This window comes from Photobacterium sp. HL06 (assembly GCF_059552575.1).
In genome coordinates this window covers 1,850,366-1,874,604 of record NZ_CM183914.1, presented here as the reverse complement: position 1 = coordinate 1,874,604, position 24,239 = coordinate 1,850,366, and the positions used below count along the sequence as shown (strand labels likewise).

13 protein-coding genes are annotated in these 24,239 nt (G+C 46.1%); 6 read left to right on the top strand and 7 right to left on the bottom strand.

The genetic code is table 11. The annotated features are described in order from the left end of the window. Positions 1 to 16: 16 nt before the first annotated feature. Positions 17 to 3,856 carry an ATP-dependent RNA helicase HrpA gene (gene hrpA / locus AC51G0_RS08755; protein WP_496301908.1) on the bottom strand — a complete coding sequence of 1,280 codons (3,840 nt, stop codon included), beginning with the start codon at positions 3,854 to 3,856 and terminating at the stop codon, positions 17 to 19. Positions 3,857 to 4,220: 364 nt separating this feature from the next. On the opposite strand from hrpA, the gene AC51G0_RS08750 reads away from it, so the two are divergent. The 3 genes from AC51G0_RS08750 to AC51G0_RS08740 all read left to right on the top strand — a co-directional run bounded on the left by AC51G0_RS08750 (position 4,221) and on the right by AC51G0_RS08740 (position 7,611). Then, complete coding sequence (locus AC51G0_RS08750) at positions 4,221 to 4,670, top strand: tellurite resistance TerB family protein (RefSeq protein ID WP_496301664.1); 450 nt, start codon at positions 4,221 to 4,223, stop codon at positions 4,668 to 4,670. A gap of 324 nt (positions 4,671 to 4,994) precedes the next feature. Next, the gene (locus AC51G0_RS08745; RefSeq protein ID WP_496301663.1) at positions 4,995 to 7,163 is read left to right on the top strand and encodes an LruC domain-containing protein; all 2,169 of its coding nucleotides are present in this window, start codon (positions 4,995 to 4,997) and stop codon (positions 7,161 to 7,163) included. A 16-nt stretch (positions 7,164 to 7,179) separates the two neighbouring features. After that, positions 7,180 to 7,611 (top strand): hypothetical protein, encoded by a 432-nt coding sequence (locus tag AC51G0_RS08740; protein ID WP_496301662.1) that lies wholly within the window; start codon positions 7,180 to 7,182, stop codon positions 7,609 to 7,611. Positions 7,612 to 7,680: 69 nt separating this feature from the next. On the opposite strand, the gene AC51G0_RS08735 is transcribed toward AC51G0_RS08740, so the two are convergent. The 5 genes from AC51G0_RS08735 to AC51G0_RS08715 all read right to left on the bottom strand — a co-directional run bounded on the left by AC51G0_RS08735 (position 7,681) and on the right by AC51G0_RS08715 (position 15,289). Further along, the gene (locus AC51G0_RS08735; RefSeq protein ID WP_496301661.1) at positions 7,681 to 10,059 is read right to left on the bottom strand and encodes a helicase-related protein; all 2,379 of its coding nucleotides are present in this window, start codon (positions 10,057 to 10,059) and stop codon (positions 7,681 to 7,683) included. 170 nt (positions 10,060 to 10,229) lie between these two features. Then, on the bottom strand, positions 10,230 to 10,688 hold the full coding sequence (locus tag AC51G0_RS08730; protein WP_496301660.1) for an ATPase: 459 nt from the start codon (positions 10,686 to 10,688) through the stop codon (positions 10,230 to 10,232). Positions 10,689 to 10,700: 12 nt separating this feature from the next. Beyond that, positions 10,701 to 12,059: an MBL fold metallo-hydrolase gene (locus tag AC51G0_RS08725; protein ID WP_496301659.1), complete on the bottom strand. Its 1,359-nt coding sequence runs from the start codon at positions 12,057 to 12,059 to the stop codon at positions 10,701 to 10,703. 71 nt (positions 12,060 to 12,130) lie between these two features. Further along, a complete protein-coding gene (locus tag AC51G0_RS08720) occupies positions 12,131 to 14,305 on the bottom strand; it encodes a bifunctional diguanylate cyclase/phosphodiesterase (RefSeq protein ID WP_496301658.1) in 2,175 nt (724 codons plus the stop codon). Positions 14,306 to 14,314: 9 nt separating this feature from the next. Further along, positions 14,315 to 15,289: a phosphate/phosphite/phosphonate ABC transporter substrate-binding protein gene (locus tag AC51G0_RS08715; protein ID WP_496301657.1), complete on the bottom strand. Its 975-nt coding sequence runs from the start codon at positions 15,287 to 15,289 to the stop codon at positions 14,315 to 14,317. A 588-nt stretch (positions 15,290 to 15,877) separates the two neighbouring features. Between AC51G0_RS08715 and AC51G0_RS08710 the strand changes: the two genes are divergently transcribed. The 3 genes from AC51G0_RS08710 (at position 15,878) to AC51G0_RS08700 (ending at position 19,188) form a co-directional block, all read left to right on the top strand. After that, the gene (locus AC51G0_RS08710) at positions 15,878 to 17,566 is read left to right on the top strand and encodes an NAD-dependent malic enzyme (RefSeq protein ID WP_496301656.1); all 1,689 of its coding nucleotides are present in this window, start codon (positions 15,878 to 15,880) and stop codon (positions 17,564 to 17,566) included. 448 nt (positions 17,567 to 18,014) lie between these two features. Then, positions 18,015 to 18,377: a hypothetical protein gene (locus AC51G0_RS08705; RefSeq protein WP_496301655.1), complete on the top strand. Its 363-nt coding sequence runs from the start codon at positions 18,015 to 18,017 to the stop codon at positions 18,375 to 18,377. Positions 18,378 to 18,387: 10 nt separating this feature from the next. Next, a complete protein-coding gene (locus AC51G0_RS08700; protein ID WP_496301654.1) occupies positions 18,388 to 19,188 on the top strand; it encodes a DUF2145 domain-containing protein in 801 nt (266 codons plus the stop codon). Between the two features lie 107 nt (positions 19,189 to 19,295). Here AC51G0_RS08700 and AC51G0_RS08695 read toward each other — a convergent pair whose 3' ends face one another. Next, positions 19,296 to 24,179 carry an RCC1 domain-containing protein gene (locus AC51G0_RS08695; RefSeq protein ID WP_496301653.1) on the bottom strand — a complete coding sequence of 1,628 codons (4,884 nt, stop codon included), beginning with the start codon at positions 24,177 to 24,179 and terminating at the stop codon, positions 19,296 to 19,298. Positions 24,180 to 24,239: the final 60 nt, after the last annotated feature.

The following is a 24,239-nucleotide window of genomic DNA, read 5'->3' as shown; positions in this document are numbered from 1 at the left end:
GGTTGTTATCAGGCTACTAACATTCGTTAATCGCGTTTCTCACCCGCTTATCTGAAACCGGATAAGGCGTACCTAGCTGCTGAGCAAAGTAACTCACACGCAACTCTTCGATCATCCAGCGGATATCTTTTACTTTCTGCGGAACCGGTTGGCCTTTCGGGATCTTATTCAGCAGTTCTTTGTAGTCTGAAACCACAGACTCGATCTTCAGGATGTGCACCCGATCTTTATTCGGATCGATGGGCAGTTTTTCCATCCGGCGTTCAATCGCCTTCATGTAACGCAAAATATCTGGCAGACGTTTCCAGCCACACTCGGTTGCGAAGCCTTTGAAAATCAACCCTTCAATTTGCGCTTTAATATCTGATAAAGCGAAAGCCATTGTTAAATCAACGCGGCCTTTCAAGCGCTTACTAATACTAAAGGCAGTCGTCAGGATAGCTTCCACTTGTTTGGCAATCTCAACGACCGTATCACCCAACTCAGCCCGAATATGCTCTTTCAGTGCTTCAAACGCTTCTGGCTCCCACACCAGGCCGCCCTTCTCTTCGATCAATTTGTCAATGCCGCAGGCAATGCAGTCATCAATCAGATCCATCACCCGGCCATATGGGTTGAAATATAGGCCTAGCTTAGACTTATTGGGTAAGTTCGCATGCAGATACTTAATTGGCGACGGAACATTCAATAGCACCAAGCGGCGCTGGCCTTGCTGCATCGCCGTCTGCTGCTCTTCTTCTGTTTCAAACAGCTTAATACCAACAGAGTCTTTATTATCGACAATCGCCGGATAGGCTTTTACTTCAAAACCACCACGCTTTTGCTGATAGCGCTCAGGCAGCTTGCCAAAGCTCCAGGTTTTCAAACCTTCCTGCTCTATATCATCGTCAGCAACCTGGGACAGCGTCTCCTGTACCTTTTCTTTGAGGCCGTCTTTGAGGCTGTACAGATCTTTGCTTTCTTTCAGCTTGCGGTTGCGGTGATCAACCACACGATACGTGATTTTCAAATGATCAGGGATTTGATCGAGATTCCAGTCTTCACGAAGTACGGTTACTCCGGAAATACGCTTCAGCTCTTTTTCCAGCGAGTCGAGCAATGGCATCGCCATCGCTTCGGCACGCGCCAAGAAAGCATCGGCATAGTTTGGTGCCGGCACAAAATTACGGCGTACCGGTTTTGGCAATGATTTGATCAACGCCACAATCAGCTCGTGACGCAGGCCTGGGATCTGCCAGTCGAAGCCATCAGGCTCTACCTGGTTCAGAATGGGTAGCGGCACATGAACAGTTACACCGTCACTATCATCGCCCGGTTCAAACTGGTAGCTTAGCTTAAGCTTAAGGCTGTCCTGGTGCCAGAAATTCGGATAATCCAAATCAGTCACATGGCTGGCATCACCTCTAAATAGCATTTCGCGTTCAAAGTTCAGGAGATCTTTGTTCTCGCGACACGCTTTTTTCCACCAGCTATCAAAATGACGCCCCGAAACAACGGTGTGTTCGATGCGCTGATCATAAAATTCAAACAGTGCATCATCGTCGATCAGAATGTCACGGCGACGTGATTTATGCTCAAGCTCTTCCACCTCACGCAATAACTTACGGTTTTGATGATAGAACTTATGCTTGGTTTCCCAGTCACCTTCGACAAGCGCTGAGCGGATAAAGATCTCACGAGAGATCTGTGCGTCAATTGTGCCGTAATTCACTTTTCGTTTGGCAACAACTGGAATGCCATACAGGGTCACTTTTTCAAACGCAGACACTGCCGCTGGCTTCTTCTCCCAGTGAGGTTCACTGTAACTGCGCTTCATCAGATGTTCGGCCAGTGGCTCAACCCACTCAGGCTGAATTTTGGCGGCAATACGCCCCCACAGCTTCGAGGTTTCAACCAGTTCCGCAACCATCACCCATTTGGGCTGCTTCTTGAAAATACCAGAACCAGGGAAAATATTGAACCGGGCGTTACGTGCACCCTGGTATTCATTTTTTTCCTGATCTTTCAAACCAATATGAGAGAGCATGCCAGAAAGCAATGCCATGTGAACACCTTCATAGCTGGCTTCCTGATCGTTGATGCGCAAATCAAGTTCTCTGACAACCTGGCTGACCTGGTAGTAGATATCTTGCCATTCGCGAATACGTAGGTAGTTCAGGTAATCTTTCTTGCACTGCCTGCGGAACTGGTTACCGGACAACGCTTTTTGCTGCTCCTGTACGTAGTCCCATAGATTAACGAAGGTCATGAAGTCAGAATCTTTGTCGTAGAAGCGACGGTGTTTTTCATCTGAAGCCTGCTTCTTCTCCGTCGGACGCTCACGCGGATCCTGAATCGACAACGCACAAGCGATGATCATCACTTCGCGCAGTGCACCCTGCTTTGGCGCTTCAAGTACCATACGAGCCAAACGCGGATCAAGTGGCAAACGGGCTAGCTGACGACCGACAGCTGACAAGCGCTTGCGGGGATCTTTGGCTTTCGGGTTTATCGCACCCAGTTCTTCAAGCAGGCGGATACCATCTTGGATATTGCGGTTATCCGGCGCCTCTACAAATGGGAAGGCTTGGATATCACCCAGGCCAATCGCCGTCATCTGCAGAATAACCGACGCTAGGTTGGTACGCAGGATCTCTGGATCGGTAAACTCAGGACGTGAAAGGAAGTCTTCTTCCGAGTAAAGGCGAATACAGATACCTTCCTGAACACGGCCACAACGCCCCTTACGCTGATTCGCACTGGCTTGTGATACTGCTTCAATCGGCAGGCGCTGTACTTTGGTTCGGTAGCTGTAGCGGCTGATACGGGCAGTACCCGGATCGATCACATACTTGATCCCCGGCACGGTCAGAGATGTTTCTGCTACATTGGTAGACAATACAATACGACGCCCACTGTGCGACTGGAAGATCCGGTTCTGTTCACCTGCCGACAGGCGAGCATACAATGGCAACACTTCAGTATCACGCAGATTGCGCTTTTGCAAAGCATCCGCTGTATCACGGATCTCACGCTCACCGTTCATGAAGATAAGGATGTCACCTAGCCCTTCATCACACAGCTCGTCAACGGCATCGAAAATAGCCTGCAGCTGATCACGATCGTTATCATCACCCTCTTCTGAGACTGGACGATAACGAACTTCAACCGGATAGGTACGTCCCGACACTTCAATAATTGGCGCATTTCTAAAATGCTTAGAAAAACGCTCAGGATCAATAGTCGCCGAGGTAATGATCACTTTCAGATCTGGGCGTTTAGGTAATAACTCACGCAAGTAGCCCATAATGAAGTCAATATTGAGGCTTCGTTCGTGGGCTTCATCGATGATAATGGTATCGTACTGGTTCAAATAACGGTCATTCTGAATTTCCGCCAGCAAAATACCATCGGTCATCAGCTTAACCTGGCTGCGATCCGATACTTTGTCGTTAAATCGGACTTTATAACCAACATACGAGCCGAGCTCACACTGAAGCTCTTCGGCTATTCGGTTAGCGACAGAGCGGGCAGCAAGACGACGCGGCTGAGTATGGCCAATCATCCCTTTCGTACCCAGCCCCAGTTCCATACAGATCTTAGGTAGCTGAGTCGTTTTACCCGAGCCGGTTTCACCTGCGACAATTACAACCTGGTTATTCTTGATGGCCTCGGCGATATCGTCTTTTTTCTGACTGACCGGAAGCTGTTCCGGGTAAGTAATCGTTGGGCGCTGGGTAGTGCGCAGCTCAACGGTTTGCATTGACTTGGCGATGTCTAATGCAATTTCATCGAAAACAGCATGCTTAGCTTGTTCGTTTTTAATTCTTGCCGCACCTTGCACACGCTTGTGCAAACGAAAACGATCGCGGATCATGCAATCTTTAATCGCGGCTTTTAACGTTTTGTCATTATTCAAAACGTCTGACTGAGAGGTATTCGACTGAGTCAAAGGAATTCCTGATATTTCAGTTTGAGATTTCAATAAAACTGGCAGGATTCTATCACATTTCATACTGGCTGCAGCGGCTTATCCATAAGTTATCATCCGTACAAGCATGCAATAGCTCTGCCAACAGTTTATCCGGAAACCGATCGAATTTCCCCACACAGCAGATAATTATGAGGAACAACTCAAGCCTATGGCTGTCACATTAATGAAAGCTATAAATCTCACCTTGATTTTTCGACTAGCTAGCCACAGATATATTTAATAATGCTGTTTTACAATGAGGCACTGCATGTTCACACAATTACGCACATTATTTCGCCAGGTTATGCATGAAGGTACTGATGGAGGAGCCGTCGATACGCCTGCAATAAATCTCGCCATGGCCTCATTACTTTGTGAAGTAGCGAATGCTGATCATGAAGTCGATCCCCGTGAAGAATCCGCCAAAGTCCACCTGCTTGTTAACCTGCTGGACATTGATGATAGCAGCGCAAAATCACTGCTCGATAAGGCGAGGCAACACAGTAGCCAATCTGTTTCATTGTACGAGTTCACCACCAAGCTACGGGCTCTAATGCCTGAACAACGCTACCAACTAATCGAAGCAATGTGGCATGTTGCCTATGCAGATGAACAGCTTGACCCATTAGAGGAAGCCGTTATTCGCCAAGTCGCTGAACTAATCTATGTTGATCATTCGGAGTTCATTCGAGCTAAACTCTCTGCACAAGGTAAATAGCCACCTCCCTCATTATTAACATTTCCCTACTCTCGAGCAGACATAACTTTGAACGGCCAGAATAGCGAACAATTGGCTATTCTGGCACACAATGTCTGCTTACCTTGTATAGCTAACATTATTGAGGTGCCTAATCACACTTTTCGCTTTCATTCTCAATTTGCAAATCCGTATTACGAAGCCAACATACTGAAGCCTTATCATAACCACCACCTATCCGACTGAATTCATTCACATAAATTCAAGTTAGATAAATAAACAAAAAACATGGCCTTGTTTTTGATTAGTGCATTACAGCATTATCCATAAGAACAAGGTTGCCTAATGAAAAAACAAAAACGCTCGTTTATTGCTTTAGGGTTACTTTTCTCCCCATTTCCAGCTTTTGCTGTCTCACCATTTAACGACTGCCCAACAGAAGCCTTTCTTTTTCAGGGAAATCCATCAACCGTCTACGCCGTTGATCTAGCAACGGGTCAATACCGAGAGGTCGGCACTGATACCGGCGCTGCGGGCGTTATCAATGCCGTAGGGTTTAATGAAACCGACCGCTATATTTACGGCTGGAACAAGAGTGCGGGCACTATCACCCGCATCAATCAGGCCTACCGTGTTGAAGACTTAACTGTTCAGGAAGGCCTTCCTGCGAGTAAAAGCTTCTTTGTAGGCGATGTCTTCGATAATACGTATTACCTTTACTTGAAAAATTCGGGCATGTTCAAAATCGACCTGAGTCAAGGCGATAACAACCTTGTTGCAACCCGTATCATGTCTGCAGCCGATGCAACTCTCACTCTCACCGATTTTGCCTTTTATCCGGAAACGGGTGAATTATTTGCAGTCGAAAATTCCAACAATGACTTATACCAGTTCTCTTTCGACTCATCAGGTAATGCCAGCTTTGTTCGTAGAGGAGCTACAGGGGTTTCAGGCACCACCACTTTCGGTGCGCAGTATTTTGATAAGTCAGGATTTATGTACATCAGCAACAATCATGGCGGTACGATCTACCGGTTAGATTTACGAGATTTAAACGCCTTCAGTGCTACTGCTGAGTTTTTTGCTGATGGGCCATCATCAGGCCAGAACGATGGTGCCCGCTGTGCCAGTGCTCCTGTCACGGCTAACAATACTGACTTTGGTGATGCGCCAGATAGCTACAAAACGTCCCTGGAAAATAATGGCCCCCGACATTTTATTGGTCCTAACTTTTTCTTTGGTACTGAAATTGATGCTGAAGGTGTCGCGGTATTCGCGCCAAGCTCTGATGATAATAACGGCTCTCCAGACGATGAAGACGGCGTTTCATTTGGAACCGACTTCAAGCAGGGCTCCGATGTATTAATTAATGTCGTGGTTGGTGGCGAGGCTGTCAGTTACGTAAGCGGCTGGTTTGATTGGAATGGTGATGGCACATTTGATGAAGACAACGAGCAGGCAATTATTGACGAGTACCTCACTCCAGGTTCCCACACTCTTAAAGTACGCGTCCCTGAAACTGCGCAGGTTGGCAACACCTGGGCCCGCTTTAGAATTGGCCAAGAAACCGGACTGACATATTTTGGCGGGGTAACCTACGGCGAAGTGGAAGACTACGCCATCACTATCGAGGAACAAACATTAACGCACAACTACTACCCCGGCGAAGGCACATGGGTAACGCTTGCCTATGAAGACAACTGGCCGGAGAAAGGTGATTATGACTTCAATGATGTCGTCATGTACTACCGCGTCGATACTGTCTCTAACCAGGACGGCAATATTGTTCGTTATGATATCTACGGCAAACTACAAGCCTATGGTGCATCATACCCTAACGGGTTTGCTGTACAGTTAGACAATATCCCTCGTTCCCAGGTCAACGCTAACCTGTCTAAAATTGTCGTCAACGACAAAACACTTCACAGTACGGCTGTTATTGAGGAAGGGCAAGATTTTGCGGTTATCCTCATCTCACGTGACTTAAAAGATGAGTTTACTCCTCCTGAATGCTCGGGCAGTGCCGGTAAGTTCTACCGTGTGTGGCAAGGGTGCAGCAAAGATGCGGCCGACCAGTTTAGCTTTGTTGCCAGTGTTCCATTTAACACGGCAATATCGACCGGGCCTGACATGCCGCTCAACCCCTTCCTTTTCTCACCGGATGGACGTTTCCATGGCGGCTCATTTAGTATGGAATTTCCAGGTCGCGATCTTGAGATCCATTTAAAGGGAGACAGTTTGACTTCTCTCGCTTCAGAAACGTTCTTCTCAACACAAAGTGACACCTCCGTGTACAACCCAAGCAATTGCCCCGGTCCCGACTGTGACAGTTACCATGGTGAAAATGGCACTCCGTGGGGATTACTCATTGATTCAAACTGGAGTCACCCGGCTGAGAGAGTCGATGTACTTCAGGCCTATCCTAATCTTGCTGACTTTGCCAGTACAGGTGGAGCAAGCAACAGCAACTGGCATCAGCGCGCTAACGCCATCATCAATAAACTATTCGAATAAACGGTAAAAGGAATGGATGATGAAAACAATACTGTTATTACTTAGCATCATATTTACACTTTCTGGCTGTGATGGCGACAACGCAAGTGTTAGTACTGGCGGAGGTAGCAGCAAAAGTGTCGTTACCTTCGATCAATTAATTATCCCTGATGGGTTCAACCTGAAAAGCTCCTACCCAGTTATGCTTGATATTGCGCTAAACACCAATGAGGTTATGTATCTGAATGTTTATGGTAGGCACACACAGGCGAGAAATGGAGATGTCGTCGCCGATACAAGCAGCCGCATTATTGCTGGGGAAATCAGAGACGGCCAGTTCAAAGGAAAATTTACCGCAACCTCTGGATTGAACAGTGTATTGGTAGAAGCATGGTTCCTTGATGGCACACGGCTTCCGTTCCGGCAGGTTGTTCAATTACCGCAAGAAAGCATCATAATTAACAACTAGCAGTCTATAGATAGCACTCATAGCGACCTGGTATTTGCTTACCAGGTCGTTTTACTGACTTCACACCGATTATTTGATGTCTATTGTTCGGCTGGCCTTACGATATTGAATTCGCCACCCTTGCCAGCGCGGTAGCTCCCAACGCTTTGGATCTGTCTTGCGCTTCCCGCTGGCATGTACGGCAATAACCAGTTTCCTTGCGATATGGTATTCGATCTGCATGGTTAGATCGGTCAGAACAACCTGATAAGGAAACTCTAGATCAAACTCTTCTCGCTCCCAATCGGGAATCCCATCAAACACAAAGTCATCAACGCTAAACAATGCAAGATCGTCAACAGTTTCCACCCCCAGCTCTTCCAGTTGCTCACTGACCCAGTCAGTCACATCAACCGAGGTGTCAGGGCGTGTACACATAGCTGGCTGGTAACGCCCTAGCGCCAAGTAAAGGTTCCACTGATGGATATCGGCTGACACCTTCTCGGCAAGCCCTTCCAATACCGAACCGGTCATCGTCATAGCAACCAAAGCCTGCCTTGCCGATTGCCCTTCTGGCTGTTGCCAACGAGTATGGATCACACGTCCCGCATAAACGCGCTGCACTTCGACCTGGCAATGTTCCTCACTTATCTGGCTATTACCCAGCCGATCTTCACCAAACTCCAGTAAATTAAGCTGCTCAAGGGGCAACGGGGACATACAGGTTGCTAAAGACAGAGTCTGCTTCACCCCTTTTCCAGGCAACGAGAACTGGTCGAAGACAATGGCGGCCTCAGCATCATCGGCAAAACGACTATCACGGCCAATACTGACTTCGCTGAACCCGTTCCCCAACGCCTGCCTGCGTTTTTCCCGCCTCACGAAAACTAACTCAGGAGCGGCCTTGATGACCGCCAGCATCCAGCTGTCGCGCCGTACTGAGGTCGCCACTTCAAGTTGCGGCAGCTCCAGTGCCTCACGGATCTGCTCCGAAAGCTGACGAGCCTCTTTTAATACACTCATGCCTACGTTGAGAAAATCCGGCGTCGGCTCCCGTAGCAGCTTAACCAGAGTCATAGCATCACACGCTAAAGGTTGCCATTTCGCCAACAGTTCTCGCTTTTCTTCACTGTTTGACAGTTGCCACAGCCGTTGAGGTACGCTTAGCGCAGCGGACAGGTCAACCATCGCCTCCTGGCAGGCCTTGTCCGGCATGACCGTGATCAGGTGGGCGAACAAAGTATCAATCGGCAACGGATACAAGCGCCGACCATGATCGGTAACGACACCCAGCTCATCAATCGCTCGCATTTGCCTGAGTTTTTCTTTGGCCTGCTCAACAGTCTGCTGCGGTAAGCTATCGATAAATGCCAATTCTTCGAAAGTATAGCCACAACAGGCCGCAGCCAGCATCGGCTCGACCAGCTCTTCTCGGTGCAATTCTGGCGGGGTAAGTACCTCCAGAGGGGCAGCCTTGCCGTACAAACGTATACAACTGCCTTCGCTAACTCGCCCTGCCCGTCCTTTTCGTTGTTCGGCACTGGCTCGGGAAATGGCATGAAGCCCTAACACGGTTCGGCCATTACGTTGATGGGTACGACGTTCAAGGCCAGTATCAACAATCAGGGTAACCCCTGGAATGGTCAGCGACGTTTCAGCAACATTGGTCGCCAGAATAATGCGTTGCTTATCACTTTCGGTTAAAGCCCGGTGCCTTTCTTCATCCGTAACGGATGCATGAAGCGGTATGACATCGATGAGCCCCAATGCAACCTGCTCATTGAATGCTCGTTTGAGCTGAGCTTCACACTGTGAAATCTCTTTCCTTCCAGGTAAAAAAACCAATATGTCTTGGTGATGTTGGTAGGTAGTTACTATCGCCTCAGAGACTTTATTTTCAATGCCTCTGATATCCGGCATATTTCGACTATCACTGGCTAAATGGGTTAGCTCAACCGAATAGGTTCTGCCCTTGGCTTGTAGTCGATGGGCTCCTAGGTAGTCTGATAATCGCTGGCCGTCCATCGTCGCAGAGGTTGCCACCAACCGGTGCTTGTTCAGTTTCATTAGCAGTGCCAGCAATAGATCCGTATCCCAACGCCTTTCATGAAACTCATCAATAATCACAGTATCAAACGTTGCTAACTGATCTTCACTCAGCCAACGCAGAGCAACACCGGGAGTAACAAAGATAATACGGCTTTGATCATTAAATCGATTATCAAACCGAATGGCATAACCAACGTTTCCCCCTAACTGCTCACCCGTCTGCTCAGCAACGTATTCGGCCAAGGATGTACATGCCACTCGTCTTGGTTCGATAACCAGAACTCTGCCCTTTTCTGCAGCCCATAGCGGCAAACGAGTCGACTTACCAGAACCGGTTTCGGCTTCAACAACCAGGTGTTGTTTCGAAAGGTGGGAAAGAAATGTTTCTTTGAGAGAATCAATGGGTAACGTCTGCGGCATGTACGGTTTCTGCTGTAAAATCCAATTCTTTGGTATTTTGTCAGCAAACTACCTGATTGTCATTTATCCCGTCTCGTTCTGATCGACAGAGACCGCGTTCACTCTCCAAGCAAAGACCAAGCCATTTAGCCCCCACTTAGCAACACTTACTCAATAACAACACCTGAAAATTACAAATCCTCTAACCGACTGGCGCTATGTACCATACGCATTGCCTCATGCTGTTCAAGATCTGTTAGCTGGGATAGCACTTCCTTACAGGATTCTGGCTCTGCCCTATCTTGTAAATAGCGATAAAGCTCAATAACCTGCTGATGAAGATTAGTAATTTCAGTAATGATGGCTGTGGGCTCTAACTCGGTAAATGCATTATCAAATTTCTGGTGACGTATAATAGGGTGCTTATCGAAATACTCATAACACCATGTATTTAGAATGTTTTCACTCGTCATTTTCTCAAAACCATCCAGAACATCTACCAATTTTGCTTCATGATCACCTAGGTACTTAAGTAGCATGGTTACCCGTTCACTATCCGTTTTTTCAAGACTCTTTTGTAGGCAGTTGGCCAGGCACTGATGAAACTCTCGAGTCCAATGTAGGACATCTCTTAACGTTTCGACTTGCATACGCGTTTCCTTCTATAGTGTCAGGATGTTTTGGTAAGCCGCTATTTCCACATCAAAACTCGTCGTACATCGTAAGTGATCCCGCATGCCTTCCAAAGCATCAGGATCACCATGAACCAGCTTTATTGGCATCTGTTTACGCAGAGTGGACTGTTCGAGCCATCGCTCCAGGTCAATAAAATCCCCATGCCCCGAAAGCCCATGCATCACCTTTATCTGAGCACGGTTAGTTACCCACTCCCCGTGTATTCTTACTACATCCGCCCCTTCTAGCATTTTTGCACCCCGAGTCCCTCCAGCCTGATAACCCGTCAGTAGTACAGTGGTTCGATGATCAGGCAAACGCTGTTTCAAGTGATGCAATATCCTACCTCCTGTGACCATACCGCTGCCGGCAATAATAATATGGGGAAACCTTACTTCAGCTAACGCTTTGGACTCTTCAACGCTCCGTGTAAAAATTACGGCATTACACATAGAATAGCACTGAGCATCCGTTAACCGGTGTTCATTAGAATAACGGCGATAGATATCGGAAACATCAATTGCCATTGGACTATCCAAATAAATAGGCAACCTTGGTATACGCCCAGCCTCAACCAGCGAGGCCAGCATATACTGCAGGGTTTGCGCACGCCCGACAGCAAAACAAGGGATCAACAATGTTCCACCAGCTTTGGCGGTTTCATTAACAACATTGCACAGCTGCTGGAAGGGATCGGTTTTATCATGACGGCGATTACCGTAGGTAGACTCGAGTAACAGTAGATCCAACTCCGGTAAGGGCTGGGGCGGCCTCATGATCACATCGTCAGGCCGCCCTACATCACCAGAAAAACCGACCGTTTTGCCTTCTGCTTCAATAATGATACTGGCAGCACCAAGAATATGACCGGCGTTTTGCAGATACACGTTTATATCACCGACAGTAAAGCGCTCTTCGTACTCTACTGATTCGAATAACTCCATGGATTGTTCTGCAGTGAAGCGATCATAAAGAGGTTCAGGAAATTCATGCCTACTCAGCCTATGTTTACTGTAAAATCGCGCATCTTCTTCCTGAAGGTGACCGCTATCTGCCAATAAGATTGAACACAGTTCTTTCGTCGCATTATGGGTAATCACTGGCCCGCGATAACCCTGTTTGTATAAAACGGGAATATAGCCAGAATGATCAATATGGGCGTGGGTGAGTAAAATCGCATCTAGTTTTTGGACGTCAACTAACAGCAAAGGCTGCCAATTTCGTCTTCTCAGCCATTTATATCCCTGATACAACCCACAATCGACAAGCACACGCGTTGTTTTAGTTTCAATCAGAAATTTAGACCCTGTTACCGTTTCACAACCACCTAGATAGACGAGTTTCATGCCGTTATTCTCTGTGTCGAATGCCGGGAATTCATTCATATATAATAGTGGAGTGGCTGAGAGAAAAAGCGCTATGTCTTCACTAGCTTTAGCCTGTGAGCTTTAACACTCTCTGTGAGGTATTTTTTCTTGAAAGCATCCGGGGACAATGGCTTGGAATAGTAATACCCCTGCCCAAGGCTACATGACTTACTTTTGAGGAAAGTTTCCTGTGTTACCGTCTCTATTCCTTCAGCAACAACAGACATATCTAAGTCATTTGCCATCGAAATGATGGCGCCAGACAAGGCCTGATCATAGGCATCCGTATCAATATCCCGAATAAAATCTCTGTCAATTTTCACGCCATCAAAGTTAAATTGACGCAGGTATTTCAACGAAGAATAACCAGTCCCAAAATCATCAAGCCAGATCTGTATTCCAGCATCAGATAAATAGTTGAGATACTGTTTCGCACTTCTCTCATCTTTCATTAACAAGCTTTCAGTTACCTCAACATGCAGTCTCTGCGGGTAAAGTCTATGCTTGCTCAGAGTTTCTACAATCTTTTTGCAGGTATCCTGGCTATATAGCTGTTTAGCAGAAATGTTAATTGCGATATGGAATTTAGGGGGTAGCAATGCCTCCCAGGCCACCAGCTGCTGGCATATAGTATCTATTATCCAATCACCAATAGGTAAAATAAGCCCTGTTGATTCGGCAATATAAATAAAGTCTTTCGGTTGAACCAAGCCAAGCTTGGGATGACGCCAGCGAAGAAGCGCCTCGGCACCTACCAACATACCGCTTTTCAACTCAATTTGAGGTTGAAGCCAGACTTCAAACTGCTCAAACGTATCTTGCGCCTTTCTTAATTCTGTTTCTATCAAGCGGCGTTGCTTAAGGCGATCATTCATTTCAGCATTGAAATGACAAAATGTTCCTTTTCCTTTTGACTTAGCTTCATACATTGCAATATCAGCATTCTTAATCAAATCATCACCCGTTTCTGCTGATTGGGAGAGATTTGAGATTCCGATGCTGGCATTGATGTATAACTCTTTGCCTTCAATATTAATTGGCTGCTTGATCAGTGTAATGAGTCTTTTTGCAACACTGGACGCCTCATTGTCTTCTGTTAACTGAGGCAGACATAACAGGAACTCATCCCCACCAACCCTTGCAAGGATTGCATGCTTATCACAGCAAGATCTTGTATCTGAATTAAAGTCTGATTGTCGTAAGTTTTTTAGTATTCGCTTAGAAACGTGACACAACAGGGCATCACCGACAGGGTGCCCAAATGTATCGTTGGTGTTTTTAAACTCATCAAGATCAATAAACATTACAAACAATGAACCTGAGCACTTTACTCGCTCTTGGACCAACTTGTTTAGCAGCTTGAGGAAATATTCTCGATTGGGCAGCTTCGTCAAGGGATCATGATATGCTAAGAACTCCAGTTCGCTGGTGCGCTGTTGTAATCTCACACTGAGATCATTAAACGAGTTTGCTAACATCCCCACTTCATCGTTCAGGCTAACTTTGTTTAATCGAGAAAAATCCCCTTTTGAGATACGCTTAACATGTTCAACTAAATCAGAAATTGATCGTGTTACCGTTCGGGTCAAAAAACCCGACAAAGTTAAGCTCATCAAACACACAATCATCACTGAAATAGCCGTAATCACTTTAATTTGCATTAGCTTCAATTGCGTAACTTCAGATATTAGTTGTCTTGCCTCCGCGATATCGGCATGAATCGATGTAAGGGAAAACTGCAGATATATGCCACCCAGCAATTTATCACCAAAATAAATAGGCGTTGCAAGCTCAAGGTGCTGCTCTGTTTCATTCGAAAAGTCTTGTTGTCCCTGCAAGACCGTACTTAACACATCAGCTCGGTCAAAGAGCGCTCCATAATTTACTATCAGCCTCTCAGCTTCATGAAATATTTTTCCTTTGTCATCAAAAACGACAATGGAGTCGACTTGCTGAGAGCTTAATGCCGGGTGCAACAACCTATATGTTGACTCCATATCATACATATACAAGGAATTAACCAATGACTCTGAGAAATAGTCTAGGGACTGGCCTGCCCGCTCATGCAGTTGCTGCATCAAGGTTTCAGATGCCAGCGTCGTCGTATCTTCAAGCACCTCTCTTGAATTATCTTGTACGATAGCAATCTGTATCGTTGAAATCAGCAATATTCCGCCAACGACAAGTAAGGTATTCCATAACGAAAAGCGGGTGAGCAAATTCATTACAACCCCCTAAGGAAGTATATGTCGTTCAACGATTTCTCTCAGTTGTTCGGCATACGCTATTCCGTCGTGATCTTTAGCATTTAGATGGGTAAATTTCGCCGTTTTCTGATACATGCGCAGTGCATTTATTCCATCTTCACGCTTGTTGGCAACAAGCAGCAGACGCTGTATCTCTTCTCTGAACCCGCTGTCTATTTCAGATCGTATCAAAACAATACTTCTAGGGAATGGTTTAGACTGGTAGATAATATTGAGCTCATCTCGCATCTGTAGTGGCATGTCTTCATCATCGTTCCAATTTAAATCACTGAAAGCGCCAGCCATAATGACACCATTACAGACCCATGATGAGATATTTACCTCATTATGGGTTACTGTCATCTCATCTGAAAATAAATACCCAATCCGTCCTGCTTCAGGCTTTTCCCTTGGTGACTTTAGCTCCTGAAGTTCAAATCCTTGCTGAAGTAAAATTGAGGCTGGTATGTAGAAAGCACTAGTAGAGTCTCTGTCTTCAAAAGCGATAGTTTTTCCTTGTAAGTCACTCAATGACTTGATACCGCTGTCTTTTCGGACAAAAAACACTGTTGAGTACTTTTCCACTCCTTTTTTCCACCTAAGCAACAAAAGCTCTGCATTCGCTTCCTGTGCTAGCTTACTGGCGGTAAAGACGGTTTCCGAAAGGACATCAACCTTCCCTTGTTCTAGCAATTTCATCATCTGATCGGCATCTTTTGCTACGATAACATCGCTTTTCTCTATACCAAATGACTGCAAGTTTGCTGCAAGATAATCGGCTAGTGGCTTTATGAGTTTGTACTGTTTCTTTGGGTTGGTACTAATGACACCAAGAGTGATCACAGTAGACATACGCGGATCCGATTGGCTGATACTCGCCGCATTTGATCCTGTACCAACCAGCAATAACACCAAACAAAGAACCTTAAGGAACAAGATTTGAAATAGTTGAACGTCCTTCATCGACTACCTTCGTGGAATTGCTCATAAACAGATTTCATAATAGACCATGGTTAAAAAAATGTTACTTAGTTCTCATTTTTAGCATTGTGCAATGAGTCGGGCCATGCGGTATTTTCCCAAATAGTTACCTCCTCAATAACGCCATGCCCGGCGCACCATACAAAAAAGACCACTCATTCGAGTGATCTTATTAGTTAAGATGGTTTATTTAGTTGGCATTGAGCATTAAAGCTATGCAATGCTCCTCTATCATAGATAGGCCACAAAAATATCAAAGATGCCTTTCTAAATTGACAGTCGGATTATCATACAAACACTGCACATCACATTAATAAATACTACATTTCATTACATAACCAGCATCACCATCTAACTTATTAACCAATACAGCATATTGCCTTTAACCCATAAGGCACAAGAGATGGGGGAAATCCCCCCAAAAATAGAGAAACATGATCCCTTTCGCGAAAATAATCCTTTGAGCCTTTGAAATAACTCGCTTATAGGCATACGATTAGCCCCTAGATGAAAATGTTGTATACAATTTTCATTGATAACTACCAAAATCCCAAAAACAGAGTCTATTGCATGAAAAACGATAAAAGACCCTTATATATTCCTTACGCAGGCCCTGCGTTACTCGAAACACCTCTGCTAAACAAAGGTAGTGCATTCTCTGTCGAAGAACGTATGTTCTTCAACCTGGAAGGTCTACTTCCGGAAGCGATTGAAACAATCGAAGAACAAACTGAACGTGCTTATCAACAATACCAAAAGTTTGATAAAGATATGGATAAGCACATCTACCTGCGCAATATTCAAGATACCAACGAGACGCTGTTCTATCGTTTGGTTGAAAACCATATTACTGAAATGATGCCGATCATCTACACCCCGACGGTGGGCGCAGCATGTGAAGACTTCTCCAATATCTATCGTCGTGGCCGTGGCCTGTTTATCTCATACCCGAACCGCGACCGCATGGAAGATGTGCTGAACAACGCATCTCGCCATAACGTGAAAGTGATCGTTGTGACTGATGGTGAGCGTATTCTTGGCCTGGGTGATCAGGGTATCGGTGGTATGGGCATTCCAATCGGTAAGCTTGCCCTGTATACCGCGTGTGGCGGTATCAGCCCTGCTTATACTCTTCCTGTTGTTCTCGATGTGGGTACCAATAACCCACAGCGCTTATCAGATCCTATGTACATGGGTTGGCGCCATCCTCGTATCTCTGGCCAAGAGTATGACAACTTTGTTGACGAGTTTATCCAAGCAGTTAAGCAGCGCTGGCCTGAAGCACTTATTCAGTTTGAAGATTTTGCGCAGAAGAATGCGATGCCACTACTGGAACGCTACAAAGACAATGTCTGTTGTTTCAATGATGACATTCAGGGTACCGCTGCCGTTACTGTTGGTTCATTATTGGCAGCTTGTAAAGCAGCAGGCAGCAAATTATCAGAGCAACGTGTTACCTTCTTAGGTGCCGGTTCTGCTGGTTGTGGTATTGCTGAAGCAATTATCGCGCAAATGGTATCGGAAGGTATCTCTGATCAACAAGCCCGCAGCCAAGTGTTCATGGTCGACCGCTGGGGTCTATTGGTTGACGACATGCCAAACCTGATCAACTTCCAGAAAAAGCTTGTTCAGCCTCGCGATGAGATTAATAAGTGGGAAACCCAGGACAATAACATCTCACTTCTTGATGTAATGCGTAACGCCAAGCCAACAATCCTGATCGGTGTATCAGGTGTCCCTGGGCTATTCAGTGAAGATGTAATTCGTGAGATGCACCAGCATTGCGAGCGCCCTATTATCTTCCCACTGTCTAACCCAACAAGCCGTGTCGAGGCAACACCAGCCGATATCATTCGCTGGACCGACGGTAACGCGCTTGTGGCGACCGGTTCTCCGTTTGAGCCAGTGGTACATAACGGTAAGACATACCCAATTGCACAGTGTAACAACAGTTATATCTTCCCAGGTATTGGCCTGGGTGTGCTTGCTGTTGGTGCGCATCGTGTTACCGATGAAATGTTAATGGAAAGTAGCCGCGCACTTGCAGAGTGCTCACCGTTGGCTATTAACGGTCAAGGTGCCCTACTGCCACCGTTAGAAGAAATCCATTCTGTTTCTCGCCAAATTGCTTTTGCTGTGGCTAAGAAAGCCGTTGAGCAACATAAAGCACCGAAGAACACTGACGAGCGTATCAAAGAGAAGATCGACGCAAACTTTTGGAAGTCTGAATACCGCCGCTACAAGCGTACTTCTTTCTAAACCATGCTTAATGTTAAGCCCGCACATGCGGGCTTTTATTAACCATTTACCCCAGCCTCACCCAACATTTCTTAGCTCCCTCTTTATTAATACCTCAGCATGGCTACTACTAGCGGGCTGTTTTTTCCAAACGTTATATTACATTCATACATGAAGAGTGTGACAAGAGCCAAAGAAACAGTGTTCGATTATTGTTTTACAAATAAATGCGTATATATTAAATAGAGTTCAATACAGCTAATCGAGAATAAAAAAACCAGATAAATTTAATTTAAAAAACATACAACAATAGCATTTAAATAAATCAAAATAATGGAGACTTATTTTTTCGCATCATTTCTAGTTGCGTTTAAATTTCTAACCTAAGAGACAAACGGCTATTTTAACATCTTAAAAATGGAATGTTAGCAAAGAGAAAAATTACTCGTATAATTATAAGGAAATAAACATGAAACTATTAAAGATATTAGCCATCGCATCAGCAGTCACAATGATGTGGAGTGCCAACTCTTTTGCCAGTGAGAATCATAGTGGCCAAGCGATAAGAGAAACAGGCAAATCTGGCTCTCATGCGAGCGCAAGTGTAGGGCATGCCATTGCTGGTTCAGGTCAAGTTACTTCTGCCGCCTCTGCCATGCCGTTTGCAATTGTTGGCTCTGCTGGTGCGGTAAGTACCAAAGTGTCTAATGAGCTGATGGAAGCCGCGACAGCCCCTATTGGAACACCGTTAGAAATTACAGAAGAGTCTATTACAGTAGGTCCCCCGCCAAGCGAAGCATTAGTACCAAGCCTAAATAATCAAAAAATATAGGAATAATAAGATGAAAATAGTGAAAGCCTTTATCCTTTCATTTTCCATCATTCTCTTTATTTTACCTAGTTCCTCGGTGCTTGCTGGTATGAGTCAAGCTGGTGATGAGTTACATTTCATACCTGAAGAGATCATGAAGTTTTCAAAAAAGGTTGAGAAGGTTCTGGCCAAGAAAGGAGCCAGAGTTGCAATTATTGCAAGGGTCGGTAACTCGCGTAGTAATTTACCGGAAGGGATCAGCTTCACCCATACTGCTCTTGCTGTATATTCTCAAATAACTACGGCCGATAACAGACTCGTTCCAGGCTATGCAATATATAATCTGTATCAGAGTGAAAATTCACCCAATATAAGTCATTTAGTACAAGATTTTCCAGTCGATTTTTTTGCTGGCGTTGAGGAGCTAGAGGCAGGCATCATCATACCAACACCCGAATTACAAAAAAGGTTGTTAACCCTAATATCATCACCAGTTTACAAAGAATTGCATAATTCAAATTACTCACTTATTGCAAACCCATTTACATTGGACTTTCAAAACTGTACAGAGTTTACGCTTGATCTTATTACGTCAGCAATCTATGAGACAAATGATATAAAAACGATTAAGGCAAATGAAAGAGCTTACTTTAGACCTCAGCCAGTCCGTGTAAGCCCTGTTAAGCTCTTGCTTGGTTCAATGTTTGTCGTAGATGTAGCAACATCCGATCACCCAGGTTCTCCTGAAACAGCGACATTCACAACTATTAGAGATTTTTTAACCAACTACAATGCAGCTTCTGAAGTATTGACTATCACATCTGACATATAAAATGATAAGCCCGCACTTGCGGGCTTTTTACAACTCCTGAAAAAGACCCTGTACAACCAATTACAGAGTCTTTATCAATTAAGGAGTTCGTTGTTGAAAGATAGCGCTTATGGCAGGCGAATATCCGTTGCCCCTGCTACCTCTGCGGGTTGTGTTCCGCAAGCCACTGTCGATATTCCCAAGGTACAACTTGTTGTGCTACCTCCTATGCCGAGCTGGCCATAACGATCGTCGCCATAGGTATAGACAGTCGCATCCATACCTGAGGTATTTTCGCTGATAACTAAAGTAGAACTGCCCAAGGCTGAAACCGCTTTGACATCCACCGTTGCAGAATCAAAGTTAGTAGCCACGGGAACGAAGTCACGCTCGGTAGCGGAGCCGTCACCATTTTGTCCTAATGTCCCCCACCCAAAGCCGTATACGGAACCCGAATCTGTCAATATCAGAGTGTTATCAGCCCCCGCATCAACATCAATGACGGTCAGGCTGCTGAGTGCCGATACGCTGGAACTAACATCATTTACCTGTACACTATGGGGCGCCGTTGTATCCATGGTGCTATCCGCCAGCTGCCCCCAATAATTATCTCCCCAAGCGTAAACTACGCCAAAATTGCCCAAAGCCACCGAGTGTTGGTAACCGCCGTCAATATCAGTAATGCCACTAAGCTGGTTACCATTGGTATCAATAACTGCTACAGGGTAGTAACTGTCAGTGCCTTGGTTACCATCACCTAGAGCGCCATATTCATTACGCCCCCAGGCAAAAACATTACCCGACGTATCTACAGCTAACGAATGAAAATGGCCTGCGCCAATAACAGCAATATTACTGAACGAGTTACTTGCATCGGTTTTCACTTCAACGGGGGTTGTGGCATGGTTTGTGGTACCGTCTCCCAACATCCCCCAGGTGTTGCTACCAAAGGCGAATGCTTGGCCGTTATTGTCCAAGGCTAAGGAGTGAGAGTCACCAGCGGCAATGGAAACAATATCTACCAATCCACAAACGGGAACAGCAAAAGGGGTATAACCAATGGGGTTTTCATCGGGATCAAGTCCAGAAACTAAACCATAATTATCGGTGCCCAGCTGTCCGTGGCTGGCATAGCCCCATGTCCATACCGTACCATCCTCGCGTAATGCTATCGAGTGGGTTCTTCCGGCTGCAACCGATACAATATCCTGTAAGTAACTGGAACCATCAGGGCCAACAACTTGGACTGGCGTATTACTGGAATTTGAAAAGTCATTATTGCCCAACTCACCAAAGTGGTTTGATCCCCAAGCCAACACACTGCCGTCTGATTTCACTGCTAGTGCATGGCCGAAGTTGTCTGTTCCTCCACCTGATGCGGTATGTACCGAGAAGCTTAAACCTGAGCCTGCAGTTGAAGATAACACCGTGAGCGTCAAGTTTTGGCTATAGGTATTGGTGCTATCAGTGGCTTCAACAGATACTGAGTAATCCCCCGTTGCCAAAGAAGAATCCACTGTTAACGTCAAGAGTGTGGTGGCATCTGATGAGCCAGACAGCGTCGACGGAGCAAAGCTACCTGATATACCAGACTCAGCGGTATTAAGTGAGAAATTCACCGTATCGTTATGACCTCCCGAACGGGTAAGCGAGATCACCACCGATTGGCTAAAGCCATCATAGCTTGGACTGATCACAGCACATTGTGAAGCGGCAACAATAGCAAAATCACTGTCTTCCGGACTATTCAGGGTTATTGCCTGACACGTGACATTGTTGTTTTCATTCGCTTCGGTAACCAAGGTTCCTGCGTCAATATAGGCACAAATGTAATATTCTCCGGCCGGGGTATCGGCAGGGATTGTCGATACACTCAATTGCGAGCTGTAATCTTTGCTGGCACCGGCGGCCAAGTCTGTTGTGTTATTGGCTCGCCCGCCTTGCAAGAGAACGTATTCCGAGTAGCTTTCGCTATAAACAGGCTGAGATGACGGTGGTGTCGTTGACGTCGCGATATAAATATCCGTGCCAAATCCTGTCGCAGCCGAGCCAGGTGCCAGTTTCCCTGGGGCCGTCGCTGCACCTATATTGTTGGCAATAACGGAAATGCTCGATAACGTATCGCCGGGAGCTGCTGTAGCGGGAATGGTTAGGCCAACGGTCAAATCAGGGACTTCACCTGTACTTTCCGAACTGCTCAAAGTTATTGCCTGACACGTGACATTGTTGTTTTCATTCGCTTCGGTAACCAAGGTTCCTGCGTCAATATAGGCACAAATGTAATATTCTCCGGCCGGGGTATCGGCAGGGATTGTCGATACACTCAATTGCGAGCTGTAATCTTTGCTGGCACCGGCGGCCAAGTCTGTTGTGTTATTGGCTCGCCCGCCTTGCAAGAGAACGTATTCCGAGTAGCTTTCGCTATAAACAGGCTGAGATGACGGTGGTGTCGTTGACGTCGCGATATAAATATCCGTGCCAAACCCTGTCGCAGCCGAGCCAGGTGCCAATTTACCGGGGGCCGTCGCTGTGCCTATATTATTGGCAATAACGGAAATGCTCGATAACGTATCGCCGGGAGCTGCTGTAGCGGGAATGGTTAGGCCAACGGTCAAATCAGGGACTTCACCTGTACTTTCCGAGCTGCTCAAAGTTATTGCCTGACACGTGACATTGTTGTTTTCATTCGCTTCGGTAACCAAGGTTCCTGCGTCAATATAGGCACAAATGTAATATTCTCCGGCCGGGGTATCGGCAGGGATTGTCGATACACTCAATTGCGAGCTGTAATCTTTGCTGGCACCGGCGGCCAAGTCTGTTGTGTTATTGGCTCGCCCGCCTTGCAAGAGAACGTATTCCGAGTAGCTTTCGCTATAAACAGGCTGAGATGACGGTGGTGTCGTTGACGTCGCGATATAAATATCCGTGCCAAACCCTGTCGCAGCCGAGCCAGGTGCCAATTTACCGGGGGCCGTCGCTGTGCCTATATTATTGGCAATAACGGAAATGCTCGATAACGTATCGCCGGGAGCTGCTGTAGCGGGAATGGTTAGGCCAACGGTCAAATCAGGGACTTCACCTGTACTTTCCGAGCTGCTCAAAGTTATTGCCTGGCAAGTGACATTGTTGTTTTCATCAGCTTCGGCAACCAGGGTTCCTGCGTCAATATAGGCACAAATGTAATACTCTCCGGCCGGGGTATCGGCAGGGATTGTCGATACACTCAATTGCGAGCTGTAATCTTTGCTGGCACCGGCGGCCAAGTCTGTTGTGTTATTGGCTCGTCCGCCTTGCAAGAGAACGTATTCCGAGTAGCTTTCGCTATAAACGGGCTGAGATGACGGTGGTGTCGTTGACGTCGCGATATAAATATCCGTGCCAAATCCTGTCGCAGCCGAGCCAGGTGCCAGTTTCCCTGGGGCCGTCGCTGCACCTATATTGTTGGCAATAACGGAAATGCTCGATAACGTATCGCCGGGAGCTGCTGTAGCGGGAATGGTTAGGCCAACGGTCAAATCAGGGACTTCACCTGTACTTTCCGAACTGCTCAAAGTTATTGCCTGACACGTGACATTGTTGTTTTCATTCGCTTCGGTAACCAAGGTTCCTGCGTCAATATAGGCACAAATATAATACTCTCCGGCCGGGGTATCCGCAGGGATTGTAGAGACACTCAATTGCGAGCTGTAATCTTTGCTGGCACCGGCGGCCAAGTCTGTTGTGTTATTGGCTCGCCCGCCTTGCAAGAGAACGTATTCCGAGTAGCTTTCGCTATAAACGGGCTGAGATGACGGTGGTGTCGTTGACGTCGCGATATAAATATCCGTGCCAAACCCTGTAGCAGCCGAACCAGGTGCCAATTTACCGGGGGCCGTCGCTGTGCCTATATTATTGGCAATAACGGAAATGCTCGATAACGTATCGCCGGGAGCTGCTGTAGCGGGAATGGTTAGGTCAACAGTCAAATCAGGGGGAGAACCTGCATTATCACCAATGCCATCGCTATCAAGCGTCTTGTTTGGGTCATAAGGGAAGGCATCCGATTTATCCGCTACACCGTCATTATCATCATCTAAATCAGCAACATCCCCTATTCCATCATTATCAAAATCTGAGCTTTCGGAACTGTCTAGAGGAAAAGCATCATCAGCGTCATTGACGCTATCACCGTCATCATCACTATCAGCATTGTTACCTTTACCATCATTATCGGTATCTAGCCATTCTGTGGGATTATTGTCATTCCAATCTTCGGTTGCTGCTACACCGTCACTGTCTTCATCAGCCGAAACAATGCCTGATGTATCAACAATAGATTTAAAGTCGTCTGGATTTAATTGGCGATGTTGCTGAAGCGTCTGACCAAGTTTCTCACCACCGGCAAGAGTACTTGTGATAATGGCATCATCAATTTGTTCACCGAATTCGGGCATAGTCGATGAAGAGACAAGTGACTTTGCTGTTTGTTGAGCAATTTGTTGCGAGGTGCCACCTGTGTTAACGCTTGAATCGCCATAGTCTTCCATTAGGATTTCGATGCCAACACCTAGCGCTAGTGCAATATCGTTTTGGGCACCTTCAACGCTGGCGTTGTTAGCTCTGACCTTCATCTCAACAAGAGTCGTGAGCGGGCTCACAACGTCAAAGCCTGCGGGAGTGGACAAGACGAATGATTTTGAAATTGTTACGCCGGGGTTGTCTTCATCAATGGTTTCGCCTGCTATCGCCTGCACAACAATAGGGTAACTTTCAGGATTAGAAATTCCTGAAACATCTAGTTGAGCATACCCTCCATCTCCAGTAGTCGTACTTGGTTCACCATTGTCTAGCTGGTAATTACCATTAATATCTAGCCAAACCGTAGCGTATTTAAGATAACCATCAATGACAGTCACCGTTAATGACTGCGGACTTGAACCTTGTTCGGTTCCAACAGCCGTGTCGTCACCACTATCACAAGCAGATACCCCTAAAGCCAGTGACACATAAAGCACCAAGGATTTTATATTCATAATCAGCCTTCACAAATGGAAATAATGAACATGACCTTCAAGTGGTTAGCTTGAAAAGCA

Coding starts and splice junctions, on each gene's coding strand:
- AC51G0_RS08750 (WP_496301664.1), top strand. CDS start 4,221: ATGTTCACACAATTACGCACATTATTTCGCCAGGTTATGCATGAAGGT.
- AC51G0_RS08725 (WP_496301659.1), bottom strand. CDS start 12,059: ATGAAACTCGTCTATCTAGGTGGTTGTGAAACGGTAACAGGGTCTAAA.
- AC51G0_RS08720 (WP_496301658.1), bottom strand. CDS start 14,305: ATGAATTTGCTCACCCGCTTTTCGTTATGGAATACCTTACTTGTCGTT.
- AC51G0_RS08710 (WP_496301656.1), top strand. CDS start 15,878: ATGAAAAACGATAAAAGACCCTTATATATTCCTTACGCAGGCCCTGCG.
- AC51G0_RS08745 (WP_496301663.1), top strand. CDS start 4,995: ATGAAAAAACAAAAACGCTCGTTTATTGCTTTAGGGTTACTTTTCTCC.
- AC51G0_RS08715 (WP_496301657.1), bottom strand. CDS start 15,289: ATGAAGGACGTTCAACTATTTCAAATCTTGTTCCTTAAGGTTCTTTGT.
- AC51G0_RS08730 (WP_496301660.1), bottom strand. CDS start 10,688: ATGCAAGTCGAAACGTTAAGAGATGTCCTACATTGGACTCGAGAGTTT.
- AC51G0_RS08705 (WP_496301655.1), top strand. CDS start 18,015: ATGAAACTATTAAAGATATTAGCCATCGCATCAGCAGTCACAATGATG.
- AC51G0_RS08700 (WP_496301654.1), top strand. CDS start 18,388: ATGAAAATAGTGAAAGCCTTTATCCTTTCATTTTCCATCATTCTCTTT.
- AC51G0_RS08695 (WP_496301653.1), bottom strand. CDS start 24,179: ATGAATATAAAATCCTTGGTGCTTTATGTGTCACTGGCTTTAGGGGTA.
- AC51G0_RS08735 (WP_496301661.1), bottom strand. CDS start 10,059: ATGCCGCAGACGTTACCCATTGATTCTCTCAAAGAAACATTTCTTTCC.
- AC51G0_RS08740 (WP_496301662.1), top strand. CDS start 7,180: ATGATGAAAACAATACTGTTATTACTTAGCATCATATTTACACTTTCT.
- hrpA (WP_496301908.1), bottom strand. CDS start 3,856: ATGATCCGCGATCGTTTTCGTTTGCACAAGCGTGTGCAAGGTGCGGCA.